16 protein-coding genes are annotated in these 17,565 nt (G+C 72.2%); 8 read left to right on the plus strand and 8 right to left on the minus strand.

Going from position 1 to position 17,565, the window contains the following annotated elements:
• Window positions 1-5: 5 nt before the first annotated feature.
• From QRO03_RS05820 to QRO03_RS05830, 3 genes are read right to left on the minus strand one after another with little or no spacing between them, the layout of a single operon-like run.
• Complete coding sequence (locus tag QRO03_RS05820) at window positions 6-665, minus strand: methionine ABC transporter permease (RefSeq protein ID WP_285136578.1); 660 nt, start codon at window positions 663-665, stop codon at window positions 6-8.
• Window positions 662-1,687, minus strand: coding sequence for a methionine ABC transporter ATP-binding protein (locus QRO03_RS05825; RefSeq protein ID WP_285136579.1), 1,026 nt, complete (start codon window positions 1,685-1,687; stop codon window positions 662-664). The genes QRO03_RS05820 and QRO03_RS05825 overlap by 4 nt, the downstream gene beginning before the upstream one ends.
• The gene (locus QRO03_RS05830; RefSeq protein ID WP_285136580.1) at window positions 1,684-2,586 is read right to left on the minus strand and encodes a MetQ/NlpA family ABC transporter substrate-binding protein; all 903 of its coding nucleotides are present in this window, start codon (window positions 2,584-2,586) and stop codon (window positions 1,684-1,686) included. Before QRO03_RS05830 ends, QRO03_RS05825 begins: the two co-directional genes overlap by 4 nt.
• 316 nt (window positions 2,587-2,902) lie before the next feature.
• Here QRO03_RS05830 and QRO03_RS05835 point away from each other — a divergent pair, with 316 nt between their 5' ends.
• The 6 genes from QRO03_RS05835 to QRO03_RS05860 are packed head-to-tail and all read left to right on the plus strand — an operon-like array spanning window position 2,903 to window position 10,360.
• Window positions 2,903-4,078, plus strand: coding sequence for a glycosyltransferase family protein (locus tag QRO03_RS05835; RefSeq protein WP_285136581.1), 1,176 nt, complete (start codon window positions 2,903-2,905; stop codon window positions 4,076-4,078).
• Window positions 4,068-5,297 (plus strand): glycosyltransferase, encoded by a 1,230-nt coding sequence (locus QRO03_RS05840; RefSeq protein WP_285136582.1) that lies wholly within the window; start codon window positions 4,068-4,070, stop codon window positions 5,295-5,297. The genes QRO03_RS05835 and QRO03_RS05840 overlap by 11 nt, the downstream gene beginning before the upstream one ends.
• A complete protein-coding gene (locus QRO03_RS05845) occupies window positions 5,297-6,433 on the plus strand; it encodes a glycosyltransferase family 4 protein (RefSeq protein WP_285136911.1) in 1,137 nt (378 codons plus the stop codon). Before QRO03_RS05840 ends, QRO03_RS05845 begins: the two co-directional genes overlap by 1 nt.
• The gene (locus QRO03_RS05850; protein ID WP_285136583.1) at window positions 6,430-8,259 is read left to right on the plus strand and encodes an ABC transporter ATP-binding protein; all 1,830 of its coding nucleotides are present in this window, start codon (window positions 6,430-6,432) and stop codon (window positions 8,257-8,259) included. The genes QRO03_RS05845 and QRO03_RS05850 overlap by 4 nt, the downstream gene beginning before the upstream one ends.
• The gene (locus QRO03_RS05855) at window positions 8,256-9,341 is read left to right on the plus strand and encodes a phosphotransferase family protein (RefSeq protein ID WP_285136584.1); all 1,086 of its coding nucleotides are present in this window, start codon (window positions 8,256-8,258) and stop codon (window positions 9,339-9,341) included. The genes QRO03_RS05850 and QRO03_RS05855 overlap by 4 nt, the downstream gene beginning before the upstream one ends.
• The gene (locus QRO03_RS05860; RefSeq protein ID WP_285136585.1) at window positions 9,338-10,360 is read left to right on the plus strand and encodes a hypothetical protein; all 1,023 of its coding nucleotides are present in this window, start codon (window positions 9,338-9,340) and stop codon (window positions 10,358-10,360) included. Before QRO03_RS05855 ends, QRO03_RS05860 begins: the two co-directional genes overlap by 4 nt.
• Before the next feature lie 6 nt (window positions 10,361-10,366).
• Here QRO03_RS05860 and QRO03_RS05865 read toward each other — a convergent pair whose 3' ends face one another.
• Both QRO03_RS05865 and QRO03_RS05870 read right to left on the minus strand, forming a co-directional pair.
• On the minus strand, window positions 10,367-11,023 hold the full coding sequence (locus QRO03_RS05865; protein WP_285136586.1) for a response regulator transcription factor: 657 nt from the start codon (window positions 11,021-11,023) through the stop codon (window positions 10,367-10,369).
• Window position 11,024: 1 nt separating this feature from the next.
• Complete coding sequence (locus QRO03_RS05870; protein ID WP_285136587.1) at window positions 11,025-12,521, minus strand: sensor histidine kinase; 1,497 nt, start codon at window positions 12,519-12,521, stop codon at window positions 11,025-11,027.
• Between the two features lie 126 nt (window positions 12,522-12,647).
• Between QRO03_RS05870 and QRO03_RS05875 the strand changes: the two genes are divergently transcribed.
• Both QRO03_RS05875 and QRO03_RS05880 read left to right on the plus strand, forming a co-directional pair.
• Window positions 12,648-13,037 (plus strand): hypothetical protein, encoded by a 390-nt coding sequence (locus tag QRO03_RS05875; protein ID WP_285136588.1) that lies wholly within the window; start codon window positions 12,648-12,650, stop codon window positions 13,035-13,037.
• Between the two features lie 156 nt (window positions 13,038-13,193).
• Complete coding sequence (locus tag QRO03_RS05880) at window positions 13,194-13,895, plus strand: gamma-glutamyl-gamma-aminobutyrate hydrolase family protein (RefSeq protein WP_285136589.1); 702 nt, start codon at window positions 13,194-13,196, stop codon at window positions 13,893-13,895.
• A 25-nt stretch (window positions 13,896-13,920) separates the two neighbouring features.
• Here QRO03_RS05880 and QRO03_RS05885 read toward each other — a convergent pair whose 3' ends face one another.
• The 3 genes from QRO03_RS05885 to QRO03_RS05895 form a co-directional block, all read right to left on the minus strand.
• Window positions 13,921-15,264, minus strand: a complete 1,344-nt coding sequence (locus tag QRO03_RS05885) for a dihydrolipoamide acetyltransferase family protein (RefSeq protein WP_285136590.1) — start codon at window positions 15,262-15,264, stop codon at window positions 13,921-13,923.
• Between the two features lie 79 nt (window positions 15,265-15,343).
• Window positions 15,344-16,321, minus strand: coding sequence for an alpha-ketoacid dehydrogenase subunit beta (locus QRO03_RS05890; RefSeq protein WP_285136591.1), 978 nt, complete (start codon window positions 16,319-16,321; stop codon window positions 15,344-15,346).
• On the minus strand, window positions 16,318-17,448 hold the full coding sequence (locus QRO03_RS05895; protein WP_285136592.1) for a thiamine pyrophosphate-dependent enzyme: 1,131 nt from the start codon (window positions 17,446-17,448) through the stop codon (window positions 16,318-16,320). Before QRO03_RS05895 ends, QRO03_RS05890 begins: the two co-directional genes overlap by 4 nt.
• Window positions 17,449-17,565 lie beyond the last annotated feature (117 nt).

Here is a 17,565-nt window from a genome sequence, read left to right on the forward strand (position 1 = left end):
GCGCGTCAGCGGCGCAGGATGCGGTGGGCCAGGGTGTTGCCGAGCAGTTGCCCGGCCTGCACGATCACCACGATGATCGCGACGGTCACCCACGTCGCCTGCGCGTTGAACTGCTGATAGCCGTAGATGATCGCGAAGTTGCCGAGGCCGCCGCCGCCGATGTAGCCGGCCATGGCCGACATGTCGACGACCGCGATGAACATGAACGTGTAACCGAGGATGAGCGGCGCGAGGGCCTCGGGGATCACCACGCCGAAGAGCACCCCGATCCGCCGCGCACCGACCGCGCGCGCGGCCTCCACGGTGCCGGGGTCGACGGCGACGAGGTTCTGCTCGACGACCCGGGCGATCACGACCGTGGCCATGATCGTGATGGGCACGATCGCGGCATCCGTCCCCAGGGTCGTCCCCGTCACGGCGCGCGTGACCGGGGCCACGGCGGTGAGGAAGATGATGAAGGGGATCGGGCGGATGACGTTGATGACGAGGTTCAACGCGAAGAAGACGACGCGGTTCTCGAACAGGTTGCCCGGTCGGGTGGCGTAGAGCAGGGCGCCGATGACGAGTCCCGCGACGCCCGAGATGAGCAGCGAGACGGTGACCATGTAGACGGTCTCGCCGATCGACTGCAGCAGCACAGGGGTGAGGGTCTCCCACTTGTTCATGCGCGCACCTCCACCGAGGGCACGACGACGTCGGTGTGGGCACGGAGGTCGGTGACGACGGCATCCAGGTCGTCCGCATGCACCCGGTACGTGAGCGTTCCCAGCTGTTTGCCGAGCACATCGGTCACCCCGCCATAGACGACGGAGTGACGGATGCCGTGGCGGTGGAACACCTCCGACACGTCTTCGCTGGTGAACTCGTTCACCTCGACGCTCACGAGCTCTCCCCCTCCCGCGGCGAGTGCGGCGAGCGTCTCACCGGCGGGGACACCCTGCGTCACCGCCGCGACGAATCGCTTGGTGAGGTCGGCGCGGGGGTGCGCGAACACGCGATAGGTGTCGCCGCTGTCGACGACCCGGCCGCCGTCCATGACGATGACCTGGTCGCACAGCTCGTGCACGATCGAGATCTGGTGCGTGATCACGACGATCGTGATGCCGAGGCGCCGGTTGATCTCGCGCAGCAGGTCGAGCACCTCGGCCGTGGTCTGCGGGTCGAGGGCGCTGGTCGCCTCGTCGGCGAGCAGGATCTGCGGGTCGGTCGCGATCGCGCGGGCGATGCCGACGCGCTGCTTCTGCCCGCCGGACAGGCGCCGCGGGTAGTGCTTCGCCTTGTCGCCGATCCCCACGAAGTCGAGCAGTTCGGCGACGCGCCTGTCGCGGTCGGCCTTCTTCCACCCCGCCACCTTGAGCGGATACGCGACGTTGGCCGCGACCGTGCGCGAGGTGAAGAGGTTGAACTGCTGGAAGATCATGCCGACGCGGCGCCGCAGGTCGCGCAGCTTCGCCTCGGATGCCGAGCCCACATCGACCCCGAGAACCTCGACGGCGCCCGAGGTGGGCTTCTCCAGGCCGTTGAGCAGACGCACGAGGGTCGACTTCCCGGCTCCGGAGTAGCCGATGACGCCGACGATCGACCCCTCCTCCACGCTCACCGTGACGTCGTCGACGGCGGTCGTGGAGGAGCGGCGGTCGGTGCGGAAGCTCTTGGTGACGCCCCGCAGCTCGATGACCGCGGTCATCCGTTCTGCGCCTTGACGGCATCCTCGAGGCTCGTGAGTTCCTCGGTCAGCTGCGCGCCGGTCCACTCGGTCTTGAACTGCAGGTTGCCCTGGTTCAGCTCGGTGACCGCGGCCTCGACCTCGGGCGAGTGGTAGGCCGCGATCAGCTTCTCCCAGCGCGGGTCGTCCTTCTTGTCGTCACGCGTGACGAAGGCGTTGATGTAGGGCGCGAGCTGCGGGTTGTCGAGGTCTTCCTTGAAGATGATGAGCTCGTCGCCGAGACCGCCCTTCTGCGCCTGGGTGTTGTTGACGATCGCCGCCTGGGCGCTCCCGTCCTTGAGGGCGGTGACGGTCTGGTTCGTGTCGACGGGGAGCAGCTCGACCTTCGTCGTGAGGATGTCGGCGGGCGTCGAGAGGGCGGTGCCGCCGTCCTTCAGCGTGAGCAGACCCGCGGTCTGGAGGTTCAGCAGCCCGCGCGCGAGGTTGGTGGGGTTGTTCGGGATCGCGACGGTGGCCCCCTCGGGCAGATCCTTCACGTCCTGGTACTGCTCGGAGTACAGCGCGAGCGGGTACACCGCGGTCGCGCCGACCGGCACGAGCGAGCCGTTGTTCTCGACGTTGAACTGCGACAGGTAGATGAGGTGCTGGAACAGGTTCACGTCGAGCTCGCCGTCCTGCACGCCCTGGTTGAGCTGCACGCCGTCGTTGATGGTGCGCACCTCGAGGTCGATGCCCTCGTCGGCGAGCTTCTGCTTCAGCACCGTCCAGTGCGCCTCGTTGCCGTCGTCGGCACCGAGGACGATGCGCGAGGAGTCGTCTCCGGATGCCGCACCCCCGGCGCACCCGGTCAGGGCGAGGAGGAGTGCTGCGGTGGAGGCGCCGAGGATCGTGGCCAGGCGTGCGGTGCGGAGCGAAGTCATGACTCCACGTCAACATGCGGTCGCCGACCGCCCAAACCGCGGTGTCACCGCCGGTAACGGGTGGTCACGCGGGGTAATGGACGCCTTCGATGGGGTATCGGTCGGGGCGGGTCGCACCGCGTCGGGCGGGCGGCATCCCGTTCGGTGTGCTCGCCGAGCGGGTGACGTCTGACCATGATCCGGCACCGGAATCGCGTTTCTAAGAACCCTCTCGTGGACGCCTTACTCGCGCTTTACGGGCCGTGGCCAGCATGGGAGACGCGGGACACCCCGCGGATGCGGCGCAACGGGCGCCTCACCACCCCAGGAGGCTGCTGTGGTTCACCGGATCGCCCTGTCGTCGCACGATTCCGTCGGGCTCGGACACGTGCGGCGCAATCTCGCCCTCGCCCACGCCCTCACGCGGACGGTCCCCGGGATCATCGGGCAGGAGGTCACGGGTGTCCTCATCACCGGCCAGGCGTCGGCGACGGCGTTCCCCGCCCCGCCCGGGTGGGACTGGGTGGTGGTGCCCAGCGTCTCCGTCGACGACACGGGCTACCGCTCCCGGCACCTCGCCGCTGACATCCAGCGGGTCACCGCGATGCGGGCGGGCGTCGTCGCCGGGGTGCTGCGGGCCTTCGCCCCCGATCTCTTCGTGGTCGACCGCCATCCGTTCGGGGTGCACGGCGAGCTGCGTAACGCGCTGCGGGACCTCCGCGCCACCCACCCCTCGTGCACGACGGTCCTGGGTCTTCGCGACGTCCTCGACCGGCCCGCGGTCGCCCGGGCGGAGTTCCGCACGCTGGGGGGAGCCCGTGCGGTGCGGGAGCACTTCGACGCGATCTGGGTGTACGGCGATCCGGCCGTGCACGACCTGCGGCTCAGCGGCGAGACGCCCCCCGGGCTGGCGCCGCTCATCAGCTACACCGGCTACCTCGCGCACGGGCGTCCGACCCGTCCGGCGGCCGCCGTCGACGGCCCGTTCGTGCTGACCACGGTCGGTGGCGGTTCCGACGGGGTGCACACCGCCGTGGCCGCGGCCGGTGCCGACCTGCCCTCCGGGCACCGCCACATCATCGTCACCGGCCCCCAGATGTCGCCGCCCGATCGCGAACGCGTGCGGGCGGCGGCGACGCGGACGGGTGCGGAGGTCGTGGACAGCGCGCCCGACCTGCCCGATCTGCTCGAACGCGCCGCTGCGGTGGTGACGATGGGCGGCTACAACACGGTGTGCGAGGTCATGAGCACCTCGACCCCCGCCCTCGTCGTACCCCGCTCTGGCCGGCGCGACGAGCAGCGAATCCGTGCTCGCGCCCTGGAGCGCGTCGGCGCGTTCGAGACGGTCGGCGACGGCCCCCTCGACAGCGAGGCCATCGCCGCCTTCTTCCGCCGGACCCATCGGACCCGTAGCCCTCGTACCGGTATCGAGCTCGACGGCCTCTCCACCGCCGCCGCCCTCTCGGCCCACCTGCTCGCCCCGACGGAAGGACTCACCGCCCATGCCATCTGACGCCTCTCCCCTCATCGGCTACGTCGTGAAGATGTACCCGCGCTTCTCCGAGACCTTCGTCGTCACCGAGATCATCGCCCGCGAAGCGCGCGGCGAGCGCCTCGAGATCTTCGCGCTGCGCCCGAGCGACGACACCCGCTTCCACGCCGAGCTCGCCCGCGTGCAGGCTCCCGTCCGCGCCGTCCCCGTGCCGCGCCGCCTCTCGGCCGCCTGGGACGGTCTCCGTCGCGCGCAGGCCGATCCCCGTCTCGGCGCGGCCGTCGCCCGGCATCTGCCGGAGCTGCTGGCCGTGGAGGCCGACGACGCGCTGCAGGCGGTCGAGGTCGCCCGGCAGGCCGTCGATCGGCGCATCACCCACCTCCACGCGCACTTCGCCTCGACCGCGACGACCGTGACCCGATTGGCCGCGCTGCTCGCCGGCATCCCGTACTCCTTCACCGCCCACGCGAAGGACATCTTCCACGCCTCCGTCGACCCGGCCGACCTCGAGCGGAAGCTGTCGGATGCCGCGTTCACGGTGACCGTGAGCGACTTCAACCTGCGCCACCTCCGCGAGACCTTCCCGGCGGCGGAGCGCGTCGTGCGCGTCTACAACGGACTCGATCTCGAGCGCTTCCCGTTCGTGGAGCGCGGGCCGCGGCGCGGGCCGCTGCGGCTGCTCGCGGTCGGACGGCTCGTGGAGAAGAAGGGCTTCGACGTCCTGATCGACGCCGTCGGGCGTCTGCGCGACGAGGGTGTGGACGTGACGCTCGACATCGTCGGCGACGGCGAGCTCGCGACCCCCCTGCGACGGCAGGCGGCGGCCGCATCGGCGATCCGTTTCCTCGGTCCCCTGCCGCAGGGTGAAGTCTCCGCCCGCCTCCGCGAGGCCGACGTGTTCGTCGCCCCGTGCCGGGTCGGCGCCGACGGCAACGCCGACGGGCTGCCCACGGTGCTCCTGGAGGCGATGGCCAGCGGCATCCCGTGCGTGTCGACCGAGGTCACCGGTATCCCCGAGATCATCGAGGACGGCCGCACCGGCGTGCTCTGCGCCCCCGGCGATGTGGAAGCCCTCGCCGAGGGCCTGCGTCGCGTCAACCGGCCCGACTACCCCGTCGAGGCGACCACCCGTCGGGCGCGGCAGCTCATCGAGCGGCACTTCGACGCCGCGGCGCAGGCCGCGCGGCTCGCCGAGCTCACCGCGGCCGGCGCCGCCCCCGCTCGGAAGGAGGCGGCGTGATGCGCGTCGCCTATCTCGTCGCCGACCCCGGCGTGCCCGTCTTCGGCACGAAGGGCGCGAGCGTCCATGTGCAGGAGATCGTGCGGGCGTTCCGTTCCCGCGGCGACGAGGTGACGGTGTACGCCACGCGGGCGGGCGATCACGTCCCCGCCGACCTCGCCGATGTGCGCGTCGTCGTCCGGCGCGTGCGAGGAACGGGTGCCCCGCAGCGCGAACGCGGCATCCGCGATGCCGTCGACGACCTCACCGCCGCGATCGTGGCCGACGGATGCGACCTCGTCTACGAACGGTTCTCGCTCTTCTCGGCGGGAGGCGCCGACGTCGCCGACGCGCTCGGCGTGCCCGTCGTCCTCGAAGTCAACGCCCCGCTGGTGGAGGAGCAGCGCCGCCACCGCGAGCTGGTCGACGAGCAGGCCGCGGTCGCCATCGCCGCGCGCGCGCTGCGGCGGGCCGACGTGGCGGCCTGCGTTTCGGAGCCGGTGGCGGACTGGGCGCGGGAGCACGGCGCCTCGCGCCCGCTCGTGGCGCCGAACGGCGTGAACACCGACCGCGTGCGTCCGTCCCTCGTGCGGCGGGCCGACGACGTGCCGCCCACCGTCGGATTCGTCGGGACGCTCAAGCCCTGGCACGGAGTGGACGTGCTCGTGGATGCCATGGCCGAGCTCGCGCGGCGGGGGCGACGGGCGCGGCTGCTCGTCGTCGGCGACGGGCCGCAGCGTGCGGACCTGGAATCGCACGCCCGGAGCCTCGGAGTGGATGCCGCCTTCACCGGCGCCGTGGCCCCCGAGGACGTGCCCGCGGTGCTGCAGCGCCTCGACATCGGCGTCGCCCCGTACCGGGCCGCCGACGACTATTTCTCTCCGCTGAAGGTCTCGGAGTACCTCGCCGCGGGCCTCCCGGTCGTCGGCAGCCGGGTGGGCCAGGTGCCCTCGCTCGTGCGGCACGCTCGCTCGGGGCTGCTGACCACCCCGGGGGACGCCCGCGCTCTGGCCGACGCCCTGCAGACGCTCGTCGACGACCCCGCGCTCTGCCGGCGGATGGCCGACCGGGCCCGTCGGCAGGCGGTCGCCGAGCACGGGTGGGGTGGCGTGCTCGCGCAGATCCTGGACGCGATGCCGGCGGCGGTGGCGTCGTGAAGCGGCAGAAGGCCGCCTCGCCGCGCGCCCTGCGGCGCAGTCTCGCCATCGTGCGGCCGCATCTGCGCGGCAAAGCCTCGCTGATCGTGCTCGGCATGGTCGCCCTGCTGGCCGACGTCGTCTTCCGCGTGCTCGAGCCGTGGCCGTTGAAGTTCGTCGTCGACTCGGTGTCGGTGAGCCTCGGCGCCTCGACCGGGGCTGCGGCGGGAATCCCGCAAGCGAGTCTCGGACTCCTCGTCGCCTGCGCGACGCTGCTGCTCGGGCTCATCGCCCTGCGGGCCGTCGCGGCGTACGCGAGCACGGTGGCTTTCGCCCTGGTCGGTTCGCGCGTGGCGACCGAACTGCGCGCCCGCGCGTTCGCCCACGTGCAGTCGCTCTCGGCCCGCTACCACTCGACCGCGTCATCGGGCGACGTCGTGCAGCGGCTGGTGAGCGACATCGGCCGGCTGCAGGAGGTCGCCGTCACGGCGGGACTCCCCCTGGTGGGCAACGTCCTCACCCTCGTCGTCCTCGTCGTCGTGATGTCGTTCATGGACCCCCTCCTCACCCTCGTGGTGGTGATTGCCGCCGCGCTGTACGCGGTGTCGTCGAGGCGCAGTTCCACCCGCATCACCGACGCGTCGCGCACGACACGGAAGGGCGAGGGCGCCCTCGCCGACACCGCGTCGGAGGCCCTCGGGGCCATCCGCGTCGTACAGGCGTACGGTCTGGAGCGGCGCCTGGCCGGAGCCTTCGCCGACGGCAACGACCGAGCCCTCACGCAGGGTGTGCGCGCGCGCCGCCTCGCAGCCGGCTTGGAGCGACGCACCGACGTCATCGTCGGCTTCGCCACCGCGGCCGTGCTCCTGGGCGGCGGATGGCAGGTGCTGTCGGGCAGCATGACCCCCGGCGACCTGGTCGTCTTCGTCGCCTACCTCAAACTCGCCATGCGCCCGTTGAAGGACCTCGCGAAGTACACCGGCCGCATCGCGCGGGCCGCGGCATCCGGCGAACGCGTGGCCGACCTGCTGGCGGAACCCGTCGAGATCGCCGACGGCCCCGACGCCGCCCCCCTGCCCCCGCTCCGCGGCGAGGTCGCCTTCGAGGCCGTCTCGGTCGAGGATGGACGCGGCAGCACGGTCTTCCGAGACCTGACCCTGCATCTCCCCGCGGGGCAGCACGTGTGTCTGCTGGGTCCCTCGGGAGGGGGCAAATCCACCCTGGCGGGCCTCCTCGTGCGCGCGGCGGATCCCCGCTCGGGTCGGGTGCGCCTGGACGGCATCGACGTCTCCCGCGCGACGATCGCGAGCGTCCGCGCGTCGGTGTCGCTGCTGCTGCAGGAGTCGGTCCTCTTCGCCACGTCCGTCCGCGAGAACATCCGGTACGGCCGACTGGACGCCACCGACGCAGAGGTCGAAGACGCGGCGCGCCGTGCCTTCGCGCACGACTTCGTCACCGCCCTCCCCGAGGGCTACGACACCGTCCTCGGTGCGCGCGGCGGCACCCTCTCCGGGGGCCAGCGTCAGCGGATCGCGATCGCTCGCGCGCTGTTGCGCGACAGTCCGGTCATCGTGCTCGACGAAGCCACGACCGGGCTCGACCCGCACGCGCGCAGCCAGGTCGGCGCATCGCTGCAGGCGCTGACGAAGGGCCGCACGACCCTGTCGATCACGCACGATGTCAGCCAGGCGCTGTCGGCCGACCGCGTGCTGTGGCTGGAAGACGGACGCATCGTCGAAGACGGGACGCCGCGCGAACTCCTCGACCGCGCCGACTCGCGCGTGCACGCCTGGATGCGGCGCACCGACGACGAGGATGCCGTCGCGACGACGGGGGGCCGGCGATGATCGCGGCCGTGCGCGCGCTGGTCGGGCGAGACCCGGGCATCCCCGGCCTTCGCACGCTGCTGGATCCGGCATCCTTCTCCGACGCGGTGGGGGCACCCGTCGAGGTGCGTCATCTGCGGTATAAGCCGGGCACGAGCCTGCTCACCGCCTACACCACCCCGGACGGCTCGTTCTGGGCGGGCGCGTGGGCGGCGCCCGACAAGCCGGACTCGGCCGAGCGGCGCGACCCCGCCGTTCGAGCCCTCCCGGGCGTGCCCTGGTCGGCCGGCGGACCCGCGCGCAGCGACCGCGCGCTCACCCGAGCCGTGCGGGATGCCGAGAAGCACGAGCCGTCATGGCGCCGCGCCGAGATCGTGCGGCACAACCCCGGGCGCCGGCTGGTCCTGCGCGGCGGCGGCGAGTACGCCAAGACGGCTCCCGGACGTGCGGGCGCCGCCCTGCGCAACGCCGAAATGCTGCGGAGCGCGGGTGTTCCCACCCTTCCTCCCCGCCTCGTCGCCGACGACACCTGGGCAACGGCATCCTGGGGCGAGGGAGACCTCGCCTCCTCGCCCTCGCCGGCGCACGCCGCGGCCGCGGGCAGGGCTCTGGCCCGCCTGCACGCGATACCCGTCGGCGGCATCGACGCCGGGGACGCGCCCGAGACCCGCGCCCGCAGCGCCGCCCGGGCCCTGCGCATCGCGCTGCCCGAGACCGCCCGCCGCGTCGACGAGATCGCCCGACGTGTCCCCTCGACGCAGCGGCGGGCCATCGTGCACGGGGACTTCAGCGCGGACCAGGTGCTGCGCGGTCGCGAGGGACGGGTGCGTCTGATCGACCTCGACCGTCTCGAGGCGGGCGACCCGGCGCTCGATCTGGCCGGGTTCGCCGTCGAGGAGTTCGTGCGCACCGGCGACCTCGCGACGACGACCGCGCTCTTCGCCGCGTATCAGGCGCAGGGAGGTGTCGTGACCGAGCGCGAGTGGCGCGCCTGGACGCCGCTGTGCGCGCTGGAGCGGGCGATCGAACCCTTCCGCCGGTGGCGACCCGATTGGCCGGCGGCGGTGGCGGCACGCCTCGAGCGGGCGGAGGACCTCCTGTGATGCTGCCCCCGAGCGAGGTGCGCGACGAGCACGGCCGCTGGCGCATCCGGAGGGCGTGGCCGTCCTCGAACGGCTGCGACCTCGAGGTCGTCCACGCCGACGGGCGTCTGCGCGCCGGACGACTGCGAGACGACCGGGTGGAGCTGCTCGCCGACGGCGCGGACAAGCACCTGCCCGCCCTCGCGCGCGCCTGGTCGACCGGCACGACCGTCTCGTGGCGACGGGGGCGCCGCGTCGTGCTGCGCGCCCACGACGGCTCCGGCTACGTGAAGGTCGTCCGACGCGAATCCCTCGCCGCGATCACGAGGGCGCACGACCGCGCCGAATCGTTCCGCGGGGGCTTCGTCACCCCCGACGTCACCCTCCTCGACGCCGCCGGCTGCGTGCACCTCTCCCGCGTCGACGGCCGGACCCTGCACGATCTCGGCGCCGACCCCGGGACTCCGGATGCCGTGGTGCAGGCGGCGTGGGACGGATGGGCCCGCGGCTGGGAACGTGTGCTGGCGGCGCCGGTCGCGGCCGACGCCGCCCCGCACACCGCGTCCGCGGAGGCCGAGATCCTGCTGCGGTGGCGCGATCACGCGCTCCGCGCCGGGGTCGAGGCGGAGGTCGCGTCGGCGTTCGACCGCGCGGCCGAGGCCCTCACGATCGACGCCGGGGGTGCCTCGGCTTCCGCCCACCGCGACCTGCACGACAAACAGGTGCTGTGGGACGGGCACCGGGCCGGCCTGATCGACCTCGACACCGCCGCCCGCGCAGAACCCGCCCTCGACCTCGCGAACCTGCGCGCCCACGTGGCCTGGCGGCGGGTGCAGGGGCGCCTGTCACCGGCGCGCGCCGCCGGGGCGCTCGCGGCGATCGACGGGGTCGCCGCTCGGGCGCACGTCGACCCGGCGCGGATCGCCGCGTACGAGGCATCCACACGTCTGCGCCTGGGGGCGGTGTACCTGTTCCGTCCCGCGTGGCACGCGCGTGCCGCGCAGTGGCTCACGCGCTGCGCCGCTGAGGCGGCGAGGTAGTCACCCTCACACCAGTCGATACCCCGCGCCGCGCACGGTCTCGATGCGATCCGCGCCCAGCTTCTGGCGGAGATAACCGATGTAGACGTCGGCGACGTTCGACCCGGGGTCGAAGTCGAAGCCCCACACCCGGCTGAGGAGCTGCTCGCGGCTCAGCACCTGGCCGGGGTGGCGCACGAGTTCTTCGGCGAGCGCGAACTCGCGCGCCGACAGCACGATCTCCCTGCCCGCCACCGAGGCGGTGCGTTGGCGCACGTCGAGCACGATGTCGCGGTGCTGCAGTTCCAGACCCTTCGCCGTCGGTTCCCGTCGGATGCGGAGTCGGATGCGGGCGACCAGCTCGTCGAACCGGAACGGCTTGCCGAGGTAGTCGTCGGCTCCTCCCTCGAGACCGGCGACGGTGTCCTCGAGTTCGACGCGGGCGGTCAACATGATGACGGGCACGGCGGAACCCGAACCGCGAAGCTGTTCCAGCACCTCGAATCCCGTCATCCCGGGCAGGTTGACGTCGAGCACGACGAGGTCGAACTCCCCCGAGAGGGCGAGCCCGAGGGCCTCGCGGCCGTCGCCGGTCACGCGGGTGGCGTAGCCCGCCGAGCGCAGGCCCTTGTCGATGAAGGACGAGATGCGGGTTTCGTCGTCGACGATGAGGATGGATGCCACGTCAGCCCTCCGGGCGATCATGTGCGGGGATGCCGCGGGGCGGCGGCGGTCGCGGGGGGACGGAGTCGGGCGGGGTGTCGGCGACGATCGGGATCGTGAGCACGAACTCGGCACCCGGGCCGTTCACCGGGTCCCGCACGGTGGCGACGCCGCCGTGGTTGTGGGCGATGGCGGCCACGATGTTGAGACCGAGGCCGCTGCCGCCGCGTCCGTCGTCGGCCGCTCCGCGGTGGAACCGTTCGAAGATGCGCTCGCGCTCGTCGACGGGGACCCCGGGGCCGTGGTCGCGCACGAAGAGCTCCATCGTCTCTCCCCGCGAGCGGACCCCCAGCACGAGATCTCCGCCGCCGTGGCTCACGCCGTTCTGCGCGAGCTGCAGCAGCGCCTGCGTGATCCGCGCGCGGTCCACGACCGCGTGGATCGGGGCGACCGGCCCCCGCCGCACCGACGCCCCGTCGATGCCGCGCACCTTGACGACGATCTGCTCGACGAGGGCGGCCATGTCGGTCGCCTGAGGACGGAGCGGGCTGGGTCCGCGCAGGGCCGCTTCCTGGGTGAGGTCCTGGATGAGGCGCCCCATCCTCCCCAGCTCGTCCAGCACGAGCTCACGGGTGGAGCGCACGTCGGCGGGATCGTCCACGTCCATCACGTCGAGGTGACCGCTCACGATGGTCACGGGGGTCTTCAACTCGTGCCCCACGTCGCTGAGCAGCGTGCGCTGCGCCCCGAGCGCGCTGTCGAGGCGGTCGAGCATGTCGTTCATGGTCGCGGCGAGCGCGCTGACGTCGTCATTGCCCTCGACCGGCAGCCGTTCCGCGAGGGAGCGTGCCGAGACGCGGGCCGCCGTCTCGCGCATGCGGCGAAGGGGTTGGAGCAGTCGGGCGGCGACGAGGCCCGCGCTGGCCGCGATGACGACGAGCGCGATCGCCGCGGCGACGAGATACACGCGGGCGGCGTCGTCGATCTCGGCGAGTTCGCCCTCGAGGTCGTAGGCCGTGATGAACATCACCGGAGACGGCGGCGGCGATCCGTCGACCGCGATCGGTGCGGCGAGGTAGCGCCAGGCGACCCCCTCTTCGGCGTACGTGCCGATGACGGGATCGCCCTGGGCCACCGAGGTGACGTGGGGCACGAATCCGGGTGCGGACTGCAGGTCGACGTCGAGCGGCACTCCAGGGATGAAGGCCGCGGCGCCGTCGATGACGCCGAGGGCCCCGGTGTTGTCGTCGGGGCTGATGCGCGTCACCGTCGCTTCGAGGGCCGCGGTCGACGACGGCCAGGCCCCGTCTCCGTCACCGGTGGCGACCAGGGCGCGCGCCGACTCGAGTGCGGCCTCCAGTCGGGTGTCGACGGCGGCCAGGATGCGCGTGCGCTCGACGAGGTAGACGGCGGCGCCGACCGATATCAGGCCGATCGCGGCGACCACGGTGATGACCACGACGATGCGCGTTCGAACGGTCCACCCGCCGCCCGTCGCAGAGGCGGGCGCCGTTCCCATGCGCTTCAGTATGCCGGGGCCGTGACCCCCGACCCCTCGAAATAAGAAGGCTCTCACGATCGTCTTCGCGCCGCCTTACGGGCGGGCGACAGGCTCGAATCACCTCACCACGGATGGAGTCCTCGAATGTCTCGTCGCGCTTGGATCGGCACCGCCCTCATCGCCGTCGCCGCCTTCGGGGCGATCGGTGCGACCGCCGCCGTGGCCACCGCCTTCGAGCCGCGCACCGCGACCGAGCGGGTGCTCCCGGGCGGCACGCTCACCGGCGGCCCCGCTCCGGCCACGCCGTCGCCGTCGCCGACGCCGGTCGTCGACCCGTCGGCGGTCCCCACCGAGCAGGCGGCCCCGGCCCCGGAACAACCCGCCGTCCCGGCGGACCCGCAGCCGGTCGCCCCGCCCGCGCCGCAGCCGGTCGAGCCTCCGGCTCCGGTGCCGGTCGCCCCCGCCGAAGACGACGACGATGACGACGACGGCCCGGATGACGACGTCGACGACGACGGGGACGACGACGACTGACCGTGAGCGCCGGACGCGCCGCCGGACGCGGTCGAGAGCAGCGATGAAGGTGTCGGCGTCGTCGCGCATCAGTGTCATCGGCGGCTCGCCCCTCGGCACTGCCACCTAGGCGGCATCCTGGCATCCTGGAGCTCTCACGCTTCCCCGAGGATCACGATGCCGACCGCCGCCCTGTTCCACATCCGCGACACCCGTCCCGACGCCCCGCGCTACCAGGCGCTCCTCGACGACCTCAACGACGGCGCCGTCACCGCCCTCCGCGACGCCGGGTGGACGGTGGCGCTGCACCCCGCAGCCGAACGGCCCCTCGAGACGCTTCTCGACGCCGCCCGTCACGCCGACGTCGTCGTCATCCTCGGCGGGGAAGACGTCGACCCGCGCGCCTACGGCTCGACCGACCTCCGGCCGCACTGGTCGGCGTACGACCCGGTCGCCGATGAGGCGCAGCTCGCCGTGATCCGCGACACGGTCGCCGCCGGTCGGCCGCTGCTCGGCATCTGCCGCGGCATGCAGCTCGTCAACGTCGCGTTCGGCGGCACCCTGCACCAGGACATCTCGGGCCACCGCCGCTCCGAGTGCGACCCGTTCGTCGCGACCGGCGTCCGCTTCGAGCGGCCCGATCCGATCTCGACGTCCGGCGAGCTCCTGTGCAGCCATCACCAGTCGGTCGACCGCCTCGGAGAGGGCCTGGATGCCACGGCTCGCGCCGCGGACGGCACCATCGAGGCCGTGCGGCACCGCGATGTGCCGGTCTGGGCGTACCAGTGGCACCTCGAGCACCCGCGGTCGGCCGCCCGGCAGCTCGTCCCCGTGATGGCGTCGCTGCTCGCCGCGGATGCGTCCGAGCGGATCGCGTAGCGCAGGCGGGCGTCGCCGCCCGGGATCAGTCCAGCAGCAGCGCCGGCTCCTCCAGCACGGATGCCACATCCGCGATGAACCGCGAGATGCCGTCGCCGTCGACCACGCGGTGGTCGAACGAACCCGAGACCGTGGTGACCCAGCGGGGGCGCACTTCGCCGTCGACGACCCACGGCTTCTGACGGATCGCGCCGAGGGCGATGATGCCGGCCTCGCCCGGGTTGATGATCGGGGTACCGGCATCCACGCCGAACACGCCGATGTTGGTGATCGTGAACGTGCCGCCGGACTGGTCGGCGAGGCTCGTCTTGCCCTCGCGGGCGGTGAGCGTGAGGTGCTCGAGCGCCTTGGCGAGCTCGCGCGTGTTCATGCCCTGCGCGTCCTTGATGTTCGGCACGAGCAGGCCGCGCGGTGTCGCGGCGGCGATGCCGAGGTTGACGTAGTGGCGCACGCTGATCTGCGCGCCGGCGTCGGTGTCGACCCACGCGGCATTGATCATGGGCGTGCGGCGAAGGGCCCAGATGACGGCGCGGGCCATGATCAGCAGCGGCGAGATCTTCACATCGGCGAAGTCGGGCGAGGCCTTGAGGCGCTTGACGAGCTCCATGGTGCGCGACGCGTCGACGTCGACCCACACCGACACGTGCGGGGCCGAGTACGCGCTCGAGGTCATCGCGTTGGCGGTGGCCTTCCGCACGCCCCGGACGGGGATCGACTCCTCGCGGGCGTCAGCGGTCTGAGCGGCCGGAGCGGGAGCGGATGCCGCCGGCGCGGGCGCGGCGGGAGCGGAGACCTCGATCGTCTCCTCGCGCACGTCGCCCCACGCGGGCGTCTCGATGTTGCGGAAGACGCTGGCCTGCTCGGCGTGCTTCACCACGTCGTCGCGGGTGACCTCCCCGGCGGTACCGCTCGGGGTCACCGCCGACAGGTCGACGCCGAGATCGCGCGCGAGCTTGCGGATCGGGGGCTTGGCGACCACACCGACGGATGCCGCGACCGGACGCTCCGCGGGCTTGCGGCGCCGCGACGACACCGCACCTCCCGTGCCGTAGCCGACGAGCACGGCACCGCCCGGATCGCTGGGCTCGGGGACGGTGGTCGGGGCCGAGGGCGCCGAAGCCGTGGCATCCGCCGATCCGATCGTGATGATGGGCGATCCGACCTCGACGGTCGTGCCCTCGGATGCCAGCAGCTCGCCGACCGTGCCCGAGTACGGCGAGGGCAGCTCGACGAGCGATTTGGCGGTCTCGATCTCGACGATCACGTCGTTGACGGCGACGGTGTCACCGGGGGCGACACGCCACTGCACGATTTCGGCCTCGGTGAGGCCTTCGCCGACATCGGGGAGAACGAACGTCTGATCGGTCACGGTGTGTCCTTTGCTCGGAAGCCAGCTTGTCACCGGGGTCGCCGCGACGGAATGCTCGGGCGAGGCGGAGGGGTGCGGGTCAGTAGGCGAGAGACCGGTCGACGGCCTCGAGGATGCGGTCGGCGTCGGGCAGGTAGGTGCCCTCGAGCTTCGCGGGCGGGAAGGGCACGTCGAAGCCCGAGACGCGCAGCACGGGTGCCTCGAGTGCGAAGAAGGCCTTCTCCATGACGGTCGCGGCGATCTCGGAGCCGAGCGAGGTGAAGCCCGGCGCCTCCTGCGCGTAGACCATGCGGCCGGTGCGGCGCACGGAGTCGAGCAGCGGGCCGTAGTCGACCGGAGACAGCGACCGCAGGTCGATGACCTCACAGCTCGTGCCCTCGCTCTCCGCGAGCGCGGCCGCCTGCAGCAGGGTCGTCACCATCGCGCCGTGGCCGACGAGGGTGACGTCGGTGCCGCGGCGCACGATGCGGCTGGCGTGCAGCGGCAGCGCGGGGGCTTCGGTGTCGACCTCGCCCTTCTGCCAGTACTTCGCCTTGGGCTCGAAGAAGACGACCGGGTCGGGCGAGTCGATCGCCTGCTGGATCATCCAGTACGCGTCGTTCGCGTTCGAGGGGCTCACCACGCGCAGACCCGGGGTGTGCGTGAAGTACGCCTCGGGGCTCTCCTGGTGGTGCTCGACCGCGCCGATGTGCCCGCCGTAGGGGATGCGGATGACGACGGGCATCTGCAGAGCGCCCTCGTGGCGGTTCGTGAGTTTCGCCAGCTGCGAGGTGATCTGATCGAAGGCGGGGAAGACGAACCCATCGAACTGGATCTCGAGCACGGGGCGGAATCCGCCCATCGCGAGACCGATCGCGGTACCGACGATGCCCGACTCCGCCAGCGGGGAGTCGATCACGCGACGCGGACCGAAGTCCTTCTGCAGACCCTCGGTCACGCGGAACACGCCGCCGAGCGGGCCGATGTCCTCGCCCATGAGCAGCACACGGTCGTTGGTCTCGAGCGCGCGGCGGAGCCCGGCGTTCAGAGCCCGGCTGATCGGAAGGTTCTCGGTCACTGGGCGCCCCCGTCCATCGACGTCTCGTAGTCGTCGAGCCAGCGCTGCTCCGCTTCGATGAGCGCGTGCGCCTCGGAGTAGACGCTCTCGAACATGTGGCCGCGCGGGATCGTGCCCAGCTCGTTGGTGCGCACGCGCACGTCGTCGGCGAGCGCGGCACCCTCGGCATCCGCGTCGTCGAAGAACTGCTGCGGCGCGCCTCGACCCTCGAGGTAGGTGCGCATGCGGGCGATCGGGTCACGCCCGGCCCACGCCTTCTCTTCGTCGGAGGTGCGGTACTTCGTGGGGTCGTCGCTCGTGGTGTGCGCGCCCATGCGGTACGTCATCGCCTCGATCGCGCGGGGGCCGCTTCCGGCCCGCGCCTCGTCGAGGGCGGTCTTCGTCACGGCGTAGCTGGCGAGCACGTCGTTGCCGTCGACCTGAAGGCTCGGGATGCCGTAGCCCTCACCGCGCTTGTACAGCGGCGATCGCGACTGCGTCGCGACGGGGACCGAGATGGCCCACTGGTTGTTCTGCAGGAAGAACACCTGCGGGGTCTGGAAGCTCGCGGCGAAGACCATCGCCTCGTGAACGTCGCCCTGGCTCGACGCGCCGTCGCCGTAGTAGACCATGACGGCCTCGTCGCGGTCGGGGTCGCCCGATCCGGCCTTGCCGTCGAACACCAGCCCCATGCCCAGACCCGTGGCGTGCAGCGTCTGCGCGCCGAGGACCAGCGTGTAGATGTGCGTGTTGCCGTTCTTGGGATCCGTCGGGTCCCACCCGCCGTGGGTGAGTCCGCGCATGAGACGGATGATGTCGATCGGATCGACGCCGCGGATGCGGGTGACCACGTGCTCGCGGTACGAGGGGAAGATGTGGTCCTGCGCGCGTGCTGCGCGAGCGGAGCCCACCTGGGCGGCCTCCTGCCCGAACGACGGGGGCCACAGCGCCAGCTGACCCTGTCGCTGCAGGTTGGTCGCCTGCACGTCGAACGCGCGGATCGAGACCATGTCGCGATAGAACGTCTCGAGTTCGGCGTCGGTCAGGGCGTCGATGAGCGGCAGGTAGCGCTCGGCCGCGGGCGTGGGCGCCAGCGTGCCATCGGCTGCCAGAACGCGCACGAGAGCGGGATCGTCGAGCGGGGTCATTCCCCCACGCTAACGCCCGACCCATGCTCACGACCGCATGAGGTGCACAACGGATGACGGAATCCGCCGTTGACGTCAGACAAACGGATGACGACGGTCGACCCGGCCGGCGTCCGG

It is taken from the genome of Microbacterium sp. lyk4-40-TSB-66 (assembly GCF_030209475.1).
GTDB lineage: Bacteria > Actinomycetota > Actinomycetes > Actinomycetales > Microbacteriaceae > Microbacterium.

What these genes read in the sequence shown, in the direction of transcription:
- QRO03_RS05820 (WP_285136578.1), bottom strand. Translation starts at nt 665, where the DNA reads ATGAACAAGTGGGAGACCCTCACCCCTGTGCTGCTGCAGTCGATCGGC.
- QRO03_RS05825 (WP_285136579.1), bottom strand. Translation starts at nt 1,687, where the DNA reads ATGACCGCGGTCATCGAGCTGCGGGGCGTCACCAAGAGCTTCCGCACC.
- QRO03_RS05830 (WP_285136580.1), bottom strand. Translation starts at nt 2,586, where the DNA reads ATGACTTCGCTCCGCACCGCACGCCTGGCCACGATCCTCGGCGCCTCC.
- QRO03_RS05840 (WP_285136582.1), top strand. Translation starts at nt 4,068, where the DNA reads ATGCCATCTGACGCCTCTCCCCTCATCGGCTACGTCGTGAAGATGTAC.
- QRO03_RS05845 (WP_285136911.1), top strand. Translation starts at nt 5,297, where the DNA reads ATGCGCGTCGCCTATCTCGTCGCCGACCCCGGCGTGCCCGTCTTCGGC.
- QRO03_RS05855 (WP_285136584.1), top strand. Translation starts at nt 8,256, where the DNA reads ATGATCGCGGCCGTGCGCGCGCTGGTCGGGCGAGACCCGGGCATCCCC.
- QRO03_RS05870 (WP_285136587.1), bottom strand. Translation starts at nt 12,521, where the DNA reads ATGGGAACGGCGCCCGCCTCTGCGACGGGCGGCGGGTGGACCGTTCGA.
- QRO03_RS05875 (WP_285136588.1), top strand. Translation starts at nt 12,648, where the DNA reads ATGTCTCGTCGCGCTTGGATCGGCACCGCCCTCATCGCCGTCGCCGCC.
- QRO03_RS05880 (WP_285136589.1), top strand. Translation starts at nt 13,194, where the DNA reads ATGCCGACCGCCGCCCTGTTCCACATCCGCGACACCCGTCCCGACGCC.
- QRO03_RS05895 (WP_285136592.1), bottom strand. Translation starts at nt 17,448, where the DNA reads ATGACCCCGCTCGACGATCCCGCTCTCGTGCGCGTTCTGGCAGCCGAT.